The following is a 15,085-nucleotide window of genomic DNA, read 5'->3' as shown; positions in this document are numbered from 1 at the left end:
AGATGTCGTCAGGGCTTGAGGGTTTCGGGGCGGAGCTTGCCGATGCGGCCGTGGGGGCCTACGACGAAGGGGAGGGAGAGCGCGTTCCAGTTCTTGTCGGCGTCGGGAGCGTCTTGTGCAGCGGGTTTGAGGGCGTTCCAATTTTTGCCGTCGTCGCGCGAGATGTCGGTGCCGTTGGGGCCTACGGTGATCCAGGTTCTGGTGGAGGCATCGTAGGCTACAGAGCTGCGGTAGCCGTGGGGTGGGGAGTTCGCCAGATGGAATTCAAACCTCTCGTCGACTTCCTGGCTCTTTCTACGTGAGCTGGTCCAGGCTGTATAGCGGCTGTCGTTGGGCTCCATGTAATCCCCGCCGACGGCAACTGTGACGCCGCTCGGATCTTCGGCGATGGAGAAGCATCCGCTCGACGGACGTTGTTTGAAGCTCTTCAATCGTTCCGCAAGAAGGCCTGCATCCCACTTTGATTTTTCCGGCATGGGTCCGCTTGTATTGGAGGAACCGGCGCCCAGACGGATCACGCGCGGACCTCCGGAGCCGCCGGTACAAAACCTGCGATAGCCCGGATGCGAGATAAGAAGAGATGAGTTGCTGGCGGCGAAGACGCTCTCTCCATTGATATCCTGTGTCGCCTCGAGAGTCTGCCGCTCCCATCTTTCTCCTCCATTGAAGGTCACGAGGACGACGAAGATACCTTTTACCGGGTCGCCGAGGAGGACGCCGAAGTTGTGGTCTTTGTCGGAGAACTGGATGGCGTCCCAGAAGCCGTCTTTGTCGGGGTTGGTGAAGACGAGCTTCCAGGTCTTGCAGGCGTCGGTGGTTTTGTAGAGGCGGGAGAGGTCGCCAAGGCCCGAGGACATGACGATGGCGGTGTTCTGGTCGAAGGCCTGGATTCCGCGGAAGTCGAGATTGTCGGCGTTAGGTGGTGTGGCGCAGCGCTGCCAGGTGGTGCCGTCGTCGGTGGTGCGGAGGACGGTGCCTTCGGTTCCGCTGACCCAGGCGATGCCGTTGCCGAGGGAGTGGACTCCGCGAAAGCTGGCGGTGGAGTGAGAGTCCTGGATCTGGAACTGGGCGTGAGCGGTGAGGGTGCATGACAAGAGGGCCATGCAGAGAGCCGAACGCATGCAGGAAGCATAGCAGTTGGCCTATTTGTTGACAGAAAGAGACGTGGAGTTGCGTGAGTGTTGTCTATCGCCGACCAGACGTCGTCTTATGCCGATTCGCGCGTGAGGGAAGTTCTGTTTCTATGAGGATGTTGACGAAGTAGATGCATTTCAGGCGTGAGGGTTGTCGCTGGAGCAACAGCTGCTGATGCATATGTATGTGAAAAGGTTTGCTGGGGAAAATGGGTAAGTTTTTCCCTCTTTGGGAAAACTTTTTACCCTCTGCACGAAATTTATGCGTATTTTGACTGTTTTTTAGCGATTCGAATCTTCGAAGGATTGGCAATCCGTTTGCAAAGTACGTGTGTATTGCAGACGGACTCACGATGGGCCTGCCGTATTCGTACTTCTCCTTTCGTGGAGGTGCGACAGGAGATGCGGAGAGGCAGGCCGAGTGTTTCACCGAACGTTGTGGCACGCTGCAGTTTTCCGGAAATAGACCGGAGCTCTGCAGAGGTGAGTTGGGCCCGTTTTTTAAATATGCCTGTGGAGGCTTTATGTATATTTTCTTTCTTCCGTCCTTGGTCGGACTTATCGTCATCGGCTGCATAACCCTGAAGGACCAGTTCCAATTCAAAGTACAGCAGTAAACTTCTCTTTCTCTTTTTAAGCGTCAGCGCGAGTTGACGACGGAAGGTCAGGCCGCGAGTGCCTGACCTTTTCCTGTTTAAGCAGGATTCGCTTCGTGAATACAGCTACAGCGCGGGCTGCGGTGGTCGGGGCGTGGATGGGTGCGCAATGCTGGGGGCTGGAGAGCGGAGAAGAGCGGGAGCGAGGAGCAGAAGGAGGAGGATTCCGGCGGCGGGAACGAGAAGGCCGACGCGGAGACCTCCGAGGTGAGTGGAGACGGTGCCGGTGAGCCAGGGGAGGGTGGCTCCGCCGAGCGAGGCTGAGGCGAAGAGTCGGCCGAGGCGCGGGTGATTGGCGGAACGGGCGAGAAGAAAGGCAATGAGGAGCGGATAGACGGGACCGATGGCGGCTCCGCTGATGATGGCACCGCTGAAGAGCAGGAGAGGCGATGGGTGGGGAACGAGAAGAAGGACGAGCTGGGTGAGCAGCAGAAGCGCCAGTGAGAAGCGATAGAGCGCGGCTTCGGAGATTCGGGAGAGGAGCGCTGCCATGGCGAGACGGCTGAGAAGCTCAGAGATCCAGTAGAGCGCCGCGATGGTAGAGGCGCTGACGGCGACGTTGCTGCGGACAGCGAAGCTGGGAAGCCAGCCTCCGAGTGCGTTCTCGTTGCCGATGTAGAGGAGCATGCAGCAGGCGAACAGAAGGATGGAGCCGCGGGAGAGCGGCATGGAGGTAGTGACGGCGGAGGGGGACTGCGGCGACGAAAGATCGGTGAGCTGGCGAGGGAGAGTAGAGGCCAGAAGGCCTCCGATGACGACGATTGCGGTGGCGAGGAGAAAGAAGAGCGGAGTGTTGGAGGGACCGCAGAGGCGGACGAGTGCAGGGCAGGCAATGGCTCCGAGGCTCCAGCTGACGTTGAAGAGAGCGAGGGCACGGGCGCGCTGGGTGGTGGAGAGTCCGGCGATAACGTTGCCGGCGGTGAGGCCGGCGGAGACCCCAAGGCCAGAGGCGAAGAGAGCGAGATGGGCGATGGGAAAGCTGGCCCAGGCGAGGGCGGCGGTTCCGGCGGCGGCGAGGGCGGCACCGGAGAGGAGGCTGAGGCGGAGGTTCCGGGTGGCGAACCAGGCTCCGATGAGTTGGCCGAGGAAGGATGCGGTGAAGAGGGTTCCTGCCTGGGAGTCCTGAATGCTCCAGCGGGTGATGAGGGCGGGAAGGACCGGCCCAAGCATTACTGTTATGAGTCCCAGCGCAGATGTACAGGCAAAGAGCGGCGATAGCCGACGCGAGATTATTACAGCCGGGTTATTGTGGGAGAGGTTGTCGGGGGCTGAGTGCATCCGAGACTCGAGAGTATCAGTTGAAAGCGAAAGACCGTCAGCGCAAACCGGAGGCTTTGGAGCGACGGTCGATCAGAGTGGATGCGCGTGCGGTCGACTCACGCACGACGAGTTCTGGTGTGAACCAGACGGTGTCGGAGAAGGGTTGATCGGGACTCTGGATGCGTTTAACGAGCAGCTCCGCGGCGCTTTTTCCCATTTTGTGCAGTGGTTGTCGCACTGTAGTAAGCCTGGGATTTGTGTATTCGGCGACGAGAATGTCATCGAAGCCGATGACGGAGATATCCCGCGGGCAGGAGAGTCCGACGTCTTCGATCGCACGGATGGCGCCGATGGCCGAGGTGTCATTGAAGCAGAAGATGGCAGTGAAGTCGCGGGTGCGGTTGAGAAGCTCACGGACGGGAGGATATCCGAGTTCGGGAGACCAGGAGTTTTTTTCGAGGTAGATGCAGAGCTCGGGCTGGATGGTGATTCCGATCTCCTGAGCGATGGCCTGGATGGATTGCCAGCGCGATTCGGAGTCAAGAGAGAAGGTCTGTCCCTTCATGAAGGCGATTCTCCGGTGACCAAGTTTATAGAGGTGATGAAGGGCGAGCCGAGTGGCGAGGTCGTGGTCAAGCATGAGGTTGGTGACGCCGGGCATGTTGATGTGGGAGGAGACTCCCACGACCGGGAGGGGAAGGCGCTTGCGGAGTTCGGTGTTGACGAGGAGGAGACCATCGACGGAACGGCTGACGAGCAGGTCGGGATACTCCTCGATGAGGTCGGGATGGCAGAGGTGACTGACGGTGAAGTAGAGGTAGCCGGCTTGCAGGAGGTATTCCTCGACTCCTAGCATGACGCCGGTGAAGTAGCCTTCGCTGAGTTCGGGGACCACGACGCCGACGGTATTGGTAAGGCGGGTTCGAAGCATGCGGGCGTGAAGATTGGGCCGATAGTTGAATTGTCGGGCGGCATCGACGACTCGCTGCCTTGTCTCCGGCGAGATGGATTTGGCGACTGGAGAGTTGTTGAGAACGATGGAGACGGTGGCCGGGGAGAGGTCCAGGTAGTCAGCAAGGATCTTGAGTGTGATGGGTCTGGTTATGTCGGGAAGCGGTTTTCTTCGAGTGGCCATGAAGCTCCGGAGGAACGGGAAAGAATGCAACATTTTTACACGGTCGGGAACGATGCCAGAGCACGAAGAGTAGACAGGGAAAGATAAAGGGCAAACAGGTCGATGCTTGAAGAGCAAATCATAGTTGCGGTTGACAAGATGACACGCAAAACAAGGGGCTTTCGAAGTTACCGCCCCACCGACCTAGATGCCATGGTGGAGCTGGATGCTATGTGCTTCGAAGCGCCGTTCCGGTTCAGCAGAGAGGCGATGCGCCGATTTGTGGAGGCGGAGAATGCGTGGGTGCTGGTCGCAGCGGATCGAAAAGGACTTGTAGGATTCTGCATCGTGCATCGTGAGAAGACGAACGGCACCGAGATCGGATACGTGGTGACGATTGACGTGGACGAACGGCGGCAAGGTGAGGGGATCGGCAAGAAGCTGTTGGGCGATGCCGAGATGTGGGTGCGGAGCTGGAAGGGTGCAGGCATGCTGCTGCACACGTTTACACAGAACGAACGCGCCGTGCAGTTCTACGAAAACCGGGATTATCGCAGGCTGGATGTGCAGCGAGAGTTTTACGGAGCAGGCCTGGATGCCGCGATCTACTGGAAGGATCTGGCAATGAGGCGAGGCTGAGAATGCTGGCCGGAACAGTGTCCGCTTAAGGACGATGACGAAGCAGTGAAGATCCCGGCGAAGCTTTCGTCGAGATTTTCAGGTTGAGGAGCGGACGGGATTACTTTCTGCCGAAGACGTCTCCCATGCGTCGGATCTGAGCGCCTACGCCGCGGAGCTTCTCTTCGATGCGTTCGTAACCGCGATCGATGTGGTAGACGCGATCGAGGATGGTTTCGCCATCGGCGACGAGAGCAGCGAGAACGAGTGAGGCGGAGGCGCGGAGATCGGAGCACATGACGGCCGCGGACTGCAGGGGCGACTTGCCGCGTACGGTTGCGGTGCGGCCCTGGACGGAGATGTTGGCTCCCATGCGGTTGAGCTCGCCGACGTGCATGAAGCGATTCTCGAAGATGTTCTCGCTGACGACGGAGGTGCCTTCCATCTGGGTGGCGAGGGCCATGTACTGGGCCTGCATGTCGGTGGGGAAGCCGGGATACTCCTCGGTAGAGATATCAGCGGCTTTGAGGGGACTGTCGCCGGAGCGGACGCGGATGCAATCCTTGCCGACGTCGAGGCGGACACCGCACCCCTCAAGTTTGGCGATGAGAGCACCGAGATGCGCGGGATCGCAGGAGTCGACGTTGAGATCGCCGCCGGAGATGGCCCCCGCGATCAGGAAGGTTCCAGCCTCGATGCGGTCGGGATTGATGCGGTGACGAGTGCCGTGAAGGCTGGTGACGCCGTGAACCCTGATAGTGGAGCTTCCGGCGCCCTCGATCTTTGCTCCCATGGCGATGAGCAGTGCGGCGAGATCGGTAACCTCGGGTTCGCGGGCACAGTTTTCAAATATGGTCTCGCCTTCAGCCAGAACGGCGGCCATGAGCAGGTCTTCGGTTCCTGTGACGGTGATCTTGTCGAAGAGGATGTGAGCTCCCTTGAGTCGGCCCTTTCCGTCATTCGGGCTGCGGGCTTCGAGGTAGCCGTGGTCATAGGTGATCTCGGCACCCATGGCCTCGAGTCCCTTGATGTGCAGATCGATGGGGCGACCGCCGATGGCGCATCCTCCGGGCATGGCGACGCGAGCCATGCCGGTGCGGGCGATGAGCGGACCGAGGACGAGCGAGCTGGCGCGCATGGTCTTGACGATCTCGTACTTTGCGACGGGATCGGAGAGGATTCCGCACTTGATACGAGTGCGGTGCTGGGCCCGGCCATAGCCGAGCTCGACCTCGGCGCCCATCGAGGCGAGCAGCTTGCGCTCCGTCTCGATATCGCGGACCTGCGGAATGTTTTCAAGGATGACTTCATCCTCGGTGAGGATGGCGGCGGCCATGCAGGGGAGGGCGGAGTTCTTGGCTCCCGAAACCTTGATGGTTCCGAGGAGCGGGTTCCCGCCGCGTACAACGAACTTATCCATTCTTCCAGTTTACGGAAGAGTTACGAGGAAATGAGTGCTGAGCTTGGTACGAAAAAGTGAGAGGCCGCCCTGGGAGAGGGGCGGCCTCGGTTGAGAGAGAACGAAGGCAGTTAGCTTTGAGAAGGAGAATTGCCGGAATCAGTCTGCTGCTGTTGGTGGGAACGACGGCCATGGTGACGCATGGACTGGAGCTGCTGTAGCTGGTCGGGAGTAAGAACGGTGGAGAGCTGAGTCTTGGTGTCCTGACGGATGGCCTGAAACTGCTCACGGCGCTGATCTTTTGTCAGGGTCGTATCGGAACGAAGCGAGGCGATCTTCTGCTGCTGGGTGGCGAGGATTGGCTCAAGCTTTGCGGTCTGATCGTCGGTGAGATTGAGCCGTTTGCCGAGGCGCAACGCGGCCTTGTGCGGATCGAAGTCCTTATGATGGCGTCCGTGCTTCGCGGCCGGCTGCTGCTGTGTAGTGGCATCATTCGCAGGCTGCTGAGCCGACTGCTGCTGACAGAAGGCCGTAGATGCGGCAAGCGAGAGTGCCAGGGCTGAAGAAAAAAGGATGCGTTTCATGGTCGACGTTTACTCCTTGCGGCAGCGCCAAGCTACCGGATGCTACTGATGGAATAAACACGAACGGTGAGGAATGTCGCGGTATTTTTATCTGCTCTGCTGAGGATGAGATGTTGGAGGGGTTCTAACCGCGCTCAAATGAGTCCACATGTCAGAGAGCATTAGATGTGAGATACACGACTTGAGTGGAACCAGTTATGCACTCCAGACGTGCGGGGTACGACGCGAGGGCAAACCGCAGATCCTTCGACTACGCTGCGCTTCGCTCAGGATGACACGTTTTTATCTTTGGCTGAGGTGAGGAACTTGAGAAGGTGGCAAGAGATGGTAATTTGCAAAATTCGCAACAATTTCAATTTTATCGTTTTTTCATCTCGAATTCGATTCGATATATAGTGGCCGTGACTGCGATGCGGAAGCGAGTATGGTCGCACGGTTATCCGCGATGTTCCGTTCGCATCTGTGGTGAGGGTATGCTGCCGCATCGTCTCCAGAAGTCCTCTAAAAGGGGGACGTGTCTGCCAATGAGGAAAAGGAAGGGATGAAGCCGAGCCGTGCACAAGCTGATGGGCCCCGATTCTTCATCGTTGCGGATGATCTGACGGGCGCCTGTGATTCTGCTGTCGCCTTTGCGGGACGCGGGGTGACCGTCGAGGTTCCTATAGGGATGGGCGGAGATCCGTTCGGGCCGGGGGTGCGTGCGTTCAGTACAGACAGTCGTGATATCGATGAGGCGCAGGCAGTGGAGCGGGTTCGCGCGGCGATGCGCAGGTGCGGGGATGCGGAGGTCGCTTTCAAGAAGATCGACTCCGTGATGCGGGGGAATACGTTCGCGGAGATTGGTGCAGCGGTAGAGTGTTCCGGCTGCGAGCTGGCGGTGATGAGTGCGGCGTACCCTGCGATGGGCAGGACGGTCAGGGAGGGCTGGCTGCATATTAAGGACTGCGAGCGCAGGATTGATCTGCGCGAGGGGTTGCGCAGGGCGGGTGTAAAGGATGTCTCCGTTGTTCACCCAGGGGGCGGCGCGGATGAACTGAGCCAAACGTTGCTCCGGATGATGGGGACGGGATGCAGGCTGGCGGTCTGCGACGCGGAATGTGATGAAGACCTGAGAACGCTGGTCGCGGCGGTGCGGATGGCCAGTGCAAGTGTGCTTTGGATCGGTTCCGGAGGTTTGGCGCATGCGCTTGCGGCGGAGATGCCGGCAGTGACAGCGAAGCCTCCGGCGAAGGAGACGGGTGGCAGAGTTCTGTTGTTTGCGGGAAGCGATCACGATGTCACGGTGAGGCAGATTTCAGCGTTGAAGCGAAGCTCGGCGGCGGTGGAGATGGCGGTGGAAGAAGCGACCGATGAGATTGCAGCGCAGACGGTCATTCTGAAGGTGACCCGGGGGCTGACGACGGAGGAGCAGATACGACAAGTGGTCGCGAACGCAGCGGGAGAACGGATTGGATGCTGTGTGATGACGGGGGGCGACACGGCTGCGCTGGTATGCCGAGCACTGGGGATGCGATCGCTGCGTCTGACCGAGGAGTATGCGCCGGGGCTGCCGCAGGGCGTTGCTGTCGGTGGTGTTCTGGATGGTGTGACGGTCGTGTTGAAGTCGGGCGGCTTTGGAAGTGAAGACGTTCTGTGCGGAGTGGCGGATCGTTTTGCAGGTGGCAGGGAGGGGTTATGAAGACAGGTCTGCCAAAGATAGCTGTGACGCTGGGAGATCCGGCGGGAGTGGGAGGCGAGGTCATCCTGAAGGCTTTGGCCGATCCGGAGACTGCGTCGTCTGCGGAGTTGATTGTGATCGGGGACCGGGCGGCGATTGATGCAGCCGAAGCCAGCACGGGCGTGAGCTTTGAAGGGTTGGGTGTGGAGCTGCGCGAGTGCGGCGCGCTCGGGAAAGAACCGATCGCGTATGGAGAGCTGCGTGCGGAGTATGGAAGAGCCGCGGTGCGCTACGTCCACGACGCGACGATGATGTGCCTGAATGACGAAGTAGACGCTATGGTAACGGCGCCTCTGAACAAAGAGGCGGTGACGCTGAATGGGATGGCGTTCTCGGGCCACACGGAGTACATCGCGGAGCTGTGTGGCGTGAAGGGCTCGCGGATGTTGCTGGCGGGAACGAAGCTAAGCGTGATTCATGTTTCGACCCACGTAAGCCTGAGAGAGGCCTGCAATCTGGACACGACACGGATCGTGGAGACGATTGAGCTGGGCAATGAGGCGATGAAGCTGCTGGGAAGGGCGACGCCACGGATTGCGGTGTGCGGGCTGAATCCTCATGCAGGAGAGCATGGCCTGTTTGGCAGGGAGGACGAGGAGTTTATCAAGCCTGCGGTGGAGGCGTGCAGGACGAGAGGGATTGCGTGCGAGGGCCCGGTGGCTCCGGACACGATCTTCTTCAAGGCGGCGAGGGGATCGCACGATCTGATCGTGGCGATGTACCACGATCAGGGACATATCCCGATGAAGCTTCTGGACTTTGAGGCGACGGTGAATGTCTCGCTGGGGATACCGATTATCCGCACCTCTGTGGATCATGGAACGGCGTTCGACATCGCGGGAAAGAACCTTGCGAGCGAAGCGAATATGAAGGCGGCGATCCGGATGGCGGTCACGATGGCGCATCACCGGTGGACGCAAGCGGCAAGGGTATAGGCGATGCGGGTTCTGGATCTTGTGGTGATCGCCGGTTACATGGCGTGCCTGATTGGCATCGGCGTTCGTTTTGCGAGGAGGCAGACGACAGTTCACTATTTACTGGCGAACCGGTCGATACCGGCTGGCGATGTGGCTACCGCTGCTGGCGACAATTATCAGGAGACTTGAGGGACAAGTTTATTGTGCAGGCTGGGCGAGACATCTCCTCTGGGAGAAGCTGCTGCGTGTAGAGTTTGTATGCGAGGCACAGCTTCGGGGAAGCGCAGCCGCTTCGGTGGGAGGCGGCGGAGATCCCGGAAGCAGGGAAGCTGGAGCGGGGGGGCTGGATTTGGACGATATACGCACAGAGAGTTTGCCGGCGAGATTGCAGGAGGCGCCGATGGAGCCGAGGGGACGGGGACGGCACAGGAGCGTCGAGGCGGAGGAGGCGATTCTGAAGGCTGCGCTGCGGCTGCTGGAGCACAAGCCGCTGCGGAAGGTGACGGCCGACGCGATTGCCGATGAGGCCGGGGTAAGTAAGGCGACCATCTATAAATGGTGGCCGAACAAGAGCATGGTGGCGCTGGATGCCTTCCTGGCGGGGATGACGGAACGAGTCCCGATGCCGGACACGGGGTCGGCGGAACAGGATTTCACACAGCAGCTGCATTCGGTGATGGCGTTCTACAGTTCGCCGCTGGGAAGGCTGTTTGGGCAGTTTATCGCCGAGGGACAGAGCGATCCTGAGTTTAGCGCGCTGTTTCGGGACCGCTTTCTGTATCCGAGGAGGGTGGCGGCACGGATCATGTGGCGCCGTGGCGTCGATCGGGGCGAGATATCCAGCGACGTGGATCCGGAGATGGTGCTGGACCTTATCTACGGTCCGATGATCTTCCGGCTGCTGGCGGGACACGGGGCCTTAACGAACGAAGAGTCCAGCGCTATGGTAAAGACTATATTCAGGGGTTTGCGGCCTTCGGCGAACGATCGTTCGGAAAAGGTTGGCGGTCGCGCCCGCTGAATGCTGCCAACAAAGTCCTGAGTCTTTCACTCTATTTCTAACGTCCAATACTAAACTACTTGTCTAGTATTTTCGCCAGGGAGTAGGGCTGGCACTGGGCGACTACGCGGCTGACCTTGCGTGTCAGCTCTCTGCAACACCTTTTCGATGGAGTTCCAATGTGGATTGTCCGGCTTGCATTAAGAAGACCCTACACGTTCGTTGTGTTGTCGTTGCTTCTGTTTATTATTGGGCCTCTCGTTGTGCTCCGGACTCCTGTTGACATCTTCCCAAACATCGATATTCCAGTCGTTTCCGTGGTGTGGAACTATGCGGGATTGTCTCCTGAACAGCTGAGCCAGCGCATTGTGCTTCCCTTTGAGAGAAGCCTGACGACCACGGTTAACGACATTGAGCACACGGAGTCGCAGACGCTGAACGGCGTCTCTGTGGTCAAGATCTTCTTCCGTCCATCGGTGAATATCTCACAGGCAGTGGCTCAGGTCTCGGCGATCGCACAGACGGCGTTGCGGCAGTACCCGCAGGGAACAACACCTCCGCTTGTGATTCAGTACAGCGCATCGAGCGTACCGGTGCTGCAGCTGGGCCTGTCGGGAAACGGACTGACGGAGCAGCAGCTGAATGACTTCGGACAGAACTTTATCCGCACCCAGCTGGCAACGGTGCAGGGTGCTTCCATTCCTTTCCCTTACGGCGGGAAGCAGCGCCAGGTTCAGGTCGATATCAGCACGCAGAAGCTGCAGGCGTTCGGGTTGTCGGCGGAGGATGTTGTCAATGCAATCAGTGCCCAGAACATCATTCTGCCTGCAGGCAATGTCAAGATCGGGCATGTCGATTATCCGGTAGAGACGAACAGTGCACCGACGTCAATTGCGGCTCTCAACGACCTTCCGATCAAGACGGTGAACGGCGCGACCATCTATATCCACGATGTCGGAAACGTGCGTGACGGGTTTCCCCCGCAGACGAATATCGTTCGTGTGGATGGGCAGCGAGCTTCGCTGCTGACGATCCAGAAGACGGGTAACTCTTCGACGCTCGACATTATTGCGAACGTGCGGGCGCAGCTTCCTCAGATTGCGGCGCAGCTACCGGCTGCACTTCGCATAGCACCGATTGCCGACCAGTCGGTCTTCGTACGGGGAGCAATCAGCGGTGTTGTTCGCGAGGCCATGATTGCGGCCTGCCTGACAGCGGCGATGATCCTGATCTTCCTGGGCAGCTGGCGATCGACGATCATCATTGCGGTCTCGATTCCGCTTTCGGTGATCTGCTCGCTGCTGATGCTGGCGGCGCTGGGTGAGACGATCAATATTATGACGCTGGGTGGACTGGCGCTCGCGGTGGGAATCCTGGTAGACGACGCGACGGTTGAGATTGAGAACATCAACCGCAATCTGGAAGAGGGCAAGGAGGTCGAGCAGGCGATTCTGGATGGCGCCGCGCAGATTGCGATTCCGGCGTTTGTCTCGACGCTTTCGATCTGTATCGTATTCGTCCCGATGTTCTTCCTCGGGGGCGTGGCCCGCTACCTGTTTGTGCCGCTGGCGGAAGCGGTTGTCTTCGCCATGCTGGCCTCGTATCTGCTGTCGAGAACGATCGTGCCGACGATGGCGAAGTATCTGCTTAAGCCCCACCGGCCTGACGCGGATGCGGGCAGGAGCCGGAATCCGTTCCTCCTCTTTCAGCGTGCGTTCGAGCACTATTTCGAGAAGCTGAGGAACTGGTACCACGGCCTGCTGCAGCTTTGCCTGGAGCGCCGTGGATTGTTTCTTCTGTCGATCGTCGCGTTCTGGGTGCTCTCGATTGCGATTCTTTATCCGTGGCTGGGGCAGGACTTCTTTCCATCGATCGATGGAGGACAGTTCAAGCTGCATGTGAGGGCGCATACGGGCACTCGAATTGAAGATACAGCCAGACTATGCGATCAGATTGAGAATGTGATCCGGGAGGAGGTTCCGGCTAACGAACTGGGTACGATCATCGACAATGTCGGTGTTCCGTATTCGGGTTTGAATCTTTCGTATTCGAATTCGGCTCCGGTCGGTACGGCAGACGCCGATATCCTCGTATCCCTCGCAGAGAAGCACCGGCCGACGGCGGAGTATACAACGAGGCTGCGGGAGAGGCTGACGGAGAAGTTCCCGGGCACCCAGTTCTATTATCTTCCGACCGACATGGTCAGCCAGATTCTCAACTTTGGCTTGCCTGCGCAGATCGATGTGCAGTTTATCGGGCTGCAGCTTGAGAAGAATCGCGATCTGGCTGAGAAGGTGATGCAGCAGATCAGCCACGTCACCGGAACGACCGACCTGCGGATTCAGCAGCCGTTCAACCTGCCGAAGTGGACGATCAACGTGGACCGGACGCGAGCCCAGCAGGTGGGATACAGCCAGCGCGATGTCGCGACCAATGTGCTGATTGCCCTGAGTGGAAGCTTCCAGACCTCGCCGACGTTCTACCTGAATCCGCAGAACGGTGTGAGCTACAACATCGCAGTGCAGACGCCCCAGTATGACGTGAAGAGCCTGCAGGATCTCCAGAACTTTCCGATCGCTTCGACGAATCCGGCGGAGCCGCAGATTCTGGGTAATCTAGCCTCAATCGACAGGGGCTCCGAACAGGGTACGGTGAGCCACTACAACGCGCGCCCACTTATCGATATCTACGGTTCTGTCGAAGGGACGGACCTGGCTTCGGTAGCCAAGCAGATCGACAAGATTGTAGCGGCGAACAAGAAGAACCTCCCGCGAGGGTCGCAGATCTTTATCCGTGGACAGATCGACACGATGCGGACGTCGTTCGTGGGGCTGGTTTCGGGATTGCTGTTCTCCATCGTCCTGGTCTACGCGCTGATTGTGGTGAACTTTCAGAGCTGGCTCGATCCCTTCATCATTATCGCGGCACTGCCGGGTGCACTGGCGGGTATCGTCTGGTTCCTGTTTCTGACGGGAACGCATATCAGCGTCCCGGCACTGACGGGATCGATTATGTGCGTCGGCGTGGCCACAGCCAATTCAATCCTGGTGGTGAGCTTCGCGAAAGAACAGATGGAAGCGGGGATGAACTCGACAGAGGCTGCACTGGAGGCAGGCTTTACGCGATTCCGCCCGGTCATCATGACGGCGCTGGCGATGATTATCGGCATGGTTCCGATGGCGCTTGGGCTGGGCGACGGTGGCGAGCAGAATGCTCCTCTGGGCCGGGCCGTTATTGGCGGATTGCTGCTGGCGACCTTCGGGACGCTGACCTTTGTGCCGACGTTCTTCGCATTTATGCATCGCAACGATGCGCCACTGACGAGAGACCAGGGCACTGACGGAAGTGAAGATTATCTATGAGGCTTGAGGCGGCGGGATTTGATGGTTTTCGGGATGAGAGCATAGAGGGAGAGAATCGATGAGCAGCGAAGACCAAAACAGGCGGGCTGGCCACGCTGAATCGCAGCGAGGGAAGGAGCCTGCCACGGATGCTGTGCGACAGGACGCGCACAAGCCTTCCGGCGGCTCTCTGATGGTAGTTGTCGTTGTCGTCCTGCTGGTTGCTGCCGCACTGGCAGTCTTCGGAATTGTTCGACGCAGGCACAGCAACGAAGACCTTACGAAGTACACGACGGCGAATGCCGCTCCTCCGGTTTCGCTGCAGGAGCCGAAGCTGCAGCAGAATGCTTCGGAGATAGTGCTGCCCGGTAACATGCAGGCGTTTACGCTGGCTCCCATCTACGCTCGAACCACAGGATACGTAAAGGTCTGGTACCACGACATCGGCTCGCGCGTGAAGAAAGGCGAGTTGCTGGCGGTGATTGAGACGCCTGAGCTGGATCAGCAGCTCGCGTCGGCGAAGGCGGATCTGGCGACGGCGTCGAGCAATGCGCATCTGGCGAATACGACGGCTGAACGATACAAGGATCTTGTGAGCAGCAGTGCTGTTTCGCAGCAGGATACCGACAATGCTGTGAGCCAGCTGCAGGCGAGAAATACAGAGGTCGCATCCGCTGCGGCAAATGTTCGCAGGCTGGAAGAGCTGGTATCGTTCGAGCGTATCGTGGCTCCTTTCGATGGCGTGATTACGGCTCGTAACATTGACATCGGTCAGCTGATCAGCGCGGATGGAAGCACGAATACGGCTGGTGCGGGGACGGTGCGAAGCAACCGGGAGATCTTCGATATCTCGGCGATCAATACGCTCCGGGTATTCGTTAATGTTCCCCAGATTTATGCTCCCGATGCCAAGAAGGGCGTCACCGCGACGCTTACGCTGCCGCAGTATCCGGGACGCGTGTTCAAGGGCAAGCTGGTTCGCACATCGGATTCGGTGGACCCGGCGACGAGGACTCTGCTGGCCGAGGTTGACGTGGAGAATCGGTCGGGAGAGTTGCTGCCAGGCAGCTATACGCAGGTGCATCTGAATGTGTCACGAGCGGCACCCGCGTTGATTGTTCCCGTGAGCGCGCTGATCCTGGAACCGGACGGGCTGCATATCGCCACGGTGGATGACAGCCATCACGCACACATTCTGCGGGTGACGCCGGGTCGCGATTTCGGAGCCACGGTGGAGATTTTGAGCGGACTGGCTGAGGGGCAGCCGGTGATTGCCAATCCTCCGGATTCTCTGACGGAGGGAGAAGAGGTCAGGGTTGTGCAGCCGGGGGATCATACGGGCGCGC

General features: G+C 59.1%; 12 protein-coding genes. 7 read left to right on the top strand and 5 right to left on the bottom strand.

Annotated features, from left to right (window positions below; genetic code table 11):
* Nucleotides 1-8 precede the first annotated feature (8 nt).
* From JAO29_RS21190 to JAO29_RS21180, 3 genes are all read right to left on the bottom strand, one after another.
* Nucleotides 9-1,103 (bottom strand): WD40/YVTN/BNR-like repeat-containing protein, encoded by a 1,095-nt coding sequence (locus JAO29_RS21190; protein WP_334270272.1) that lies wholly within the window; start codon nt 1,101-1,103, stop codon nt 9-11.
* A gap of 752 nt (nt 1,104-1,855) precedes the next feature.
* The gene (locus JAO29_RS21185) at nt 1,856-3,067 is read right to left on the bottom strand and encodes an MFS transporter (RefSeq protein ID WP_334270271.1); all 1,212 of its coding nucleotides are present in this window, start codon (nt 3,065-3,067) and stop codon (nt 1,856-1,858) included.
* 37 nt (nt 3,068-3,104) lie between these two features.
* The gene (locus JAO29_RS21180) at nt 3,105-4,184 is read right to left on the bottom strand and encodes a LacI family DNA-binding transcriptional regulator (protein WP_334270270.1); all 1,080 of its coding nucleotides are present in this window, start codon (nt 4,182-4,184) and stop codon (nt 3,105-3,107) included.
* Nucleotides 4,185-4,322: 138 nt separating this feature from the next.
* Between JAO29_RS21180 and JAO29_RS21175 the strand changes: the two genes are divergently transcribed.
* A complete protein-coding gene (locus JAO29_RS21175) occupies nt 4,323-4,802 on the top strand; it encodes a GNAT family N-acetyltransferase (RefSeq protein ID WP_334270269.1) in 480 nt (159 codons plus the stop codon).
* Between the two features lie 100 nt (nt 4,803-4,902).
* Here the strand turns inward: JAO29_RS21175 and murA are convergent, their stop codons facing one another.
* Together murA and JAO29_RS21165 are read right to left on the bottom strand one after the other, a co-directional pair.
* A complete protein-coding gene (murA, locus tag JAO29_RS21170; protein ID WP_334270268.1) occupies nt 4,903-6,201 on the bottom strand; it encodes a UDP-N-acetylglucosamine 1-carboxyvinyltransferase in 1,299 nt (432 codons plus the stop codon).
* A gap of 110 nt (nt 6,202-6,311) precedes the next feature.
* The gene (locus tag JAO29_RS21165; protein WP_334270267.1) at nt 6,312-6,764 is read right to left on the bottom strand and encodes a hypothetical protein; all 453 of its coding nucleotides are present in this window, start codon (nt 6,762-6,764) and stop codon (nt 6,312-6,314) included.
* 541 nt (nt 6,765-7,305) lie between these two features.
* Here JAO29_RS21165 and JAO29_RS21160 point away from each other — a divergent pair.
* The 6 genes from JAO29_RS21160 to JAO29_RS21135 form a co-directional block, all read left to right on the top strand.
* Entirely contained in the window at nt 7,306-8,442 is a 1,137-nt protein-coding gene (locus tag JAO29_RS21160; protein WP_334270266.1) for a four-carbon acid sugar kinase family protein, read from the top strand.
* Nucleotides 8,439-9,416 carry a 4-hydroxythreonine-4-phosphate dehydrogenase PdxA gene (gene pdxA / locus JAO29_RS21155; RefSeq protein ID WP_334270265.1) on the top strand — a complete coding sequence of 326 codons (978 nt, stop codon included), beginning with the start codon at nt 8,439-8,441 and terminating at the stop codon, nt 9,414-9,416. Before JAO29_RS21160 ends, pdxA begins: the two co-directional genes overlap by 4 nt.
* Nucleotides 9,417-9,419: 3 nt before the next feature.
* The gene (locus JAO29_RS21150) at nt 9,420-9,587 is read left to right on the top strand and encodes a hypothetical protein (protein ID WP_334270264.1); all 168 of its coding nucleotides are present in this window, start codon (nt 9,420-9,422) and stop codon (nt 9,585-9,587) included.
* 211 nt (nt 9,588-9,798) lie between these two features.
* Complete coding sequence (locus JAO29_RS21145) at nt 9,799-10,419, top strand: TetR/AcrR family transcriptional regulator (RefSeq protein WP_334270263.1); 621 nt, start codon at nt 9,799-9,801, stop codon at nt 10,417-10,419.
* 158 nt (nt 10,420-10,577) lie between these two features.
* Entirely contained in the window at nt 10,578-13,760 is a 3,183-nt protein-coding gene (locus tag JAO29_RS21140; RefSeq protein WP_334270262.1) for an efflux RND transporter permease subunit, read from the top strand.
* A gap of 58 nt (nt 13,761-13,818) precedes the next feature.
* The coding region (locus JAO29_RS21135) for an efflux RND transporter periplasmic adaptor subunit (RefSeq protein WP_334270261.1) at nt 13,819-15,085 on the top strand (1,267 nt) is incomplete at its 3' end.

Origin of the sequence: Edaphobacter sp. HDX4, from assembly GCF_036877565.1 — a bacterium.
Lineage (GTDB): Bacteria > Acidobacteriota > Terriglobia > Terriglobales > Acidobacteriaceae > Edaphobacter.
This window is presented reverse-complemented; position numbering and strand designations above follow the sequence as displayed.

Excerpts from the sequence above, each read along its gene's own strand:
- JAO29_RS21190 (WP_334270272.1), bottom strand. The coding sequence starts at position 1,103 with ATGGCCCTCTTGTCATGCACCCTCACCGCTCACGCCCAGTTCCAGATC.
- JAO29_RS21185 (WP_334270271.1), bottom strand. The coding sequence starts at position 3,067 with ATGCACTCAGCCCCCGACAACCTCTCCCACAATAACCCGGCTGTAATA.
- JAO29_RS21180 (WP_334270270.1), bottom strand. The coding sequence starts at position 4,184 with ATGGCCACTCGAAGAAAACCGCTTCCCGACATAACCAGACCCATCACA.
- JAO29_RS21175 (WP_334270269.1), top strand. The coding sequence starts at position 4,323 with ATGACACGCAAAACAAGGGGCTTTCGAAGTTACCGCCCCACCGACCTA.
- murA (WP_334270268.1), bottom strand. The coding sequence starts at position 6,201 with ATGGATAAGTTCGTTGTACGCGGCGGGAACCCGCTCCTCGGAACCATC.
- JAO29_RS21165 (WP_334270267.1), bottom strand. The coding sequence starts at position 6,764 with ATGAAACGCATCCTTTTTTCTTCAGCCCTGGCACTCTCGCTTGCCGCA.
- JAO29_RS21160 (WP_334270266.1), top strand. The coding sequence starts at position 7,306 with ATGAAGCCGAGCCGTGCACAAGCTGATGGGCCCCGATTCTTCATCGTT.
- pdxA (WP_334270265.1), top strand. The coding sequence starts at position 8,439 with ATGAAGACAGGTCTGCCAAAGATAGCTGTGACGCTGGGAGATCCGGCG.
- JAO29_RS21150 (WP_334270264.1), top strand. The coding sequence starts at position 9,420 with ATGCGGGTTCTGGATCTTGTGGTGATCGCCGGTTACATGGCGTGCCTG.
- JAO29_RS21145 (WP_334270263.1), top strand. The coding sequence starts at position 9,799 with ATGGAGCCGAGGGGACGGGGACGGCACAGGAGCGTCGAGGCGGAGGAG.
- JAO29_RS21140 (WP_334270262.1), top strand. The coding sequence starts at position 10,578 with ATGTGGATTGTCCGGCTTGCATTAAGAAGACCCTACACGTTCGTTGTG.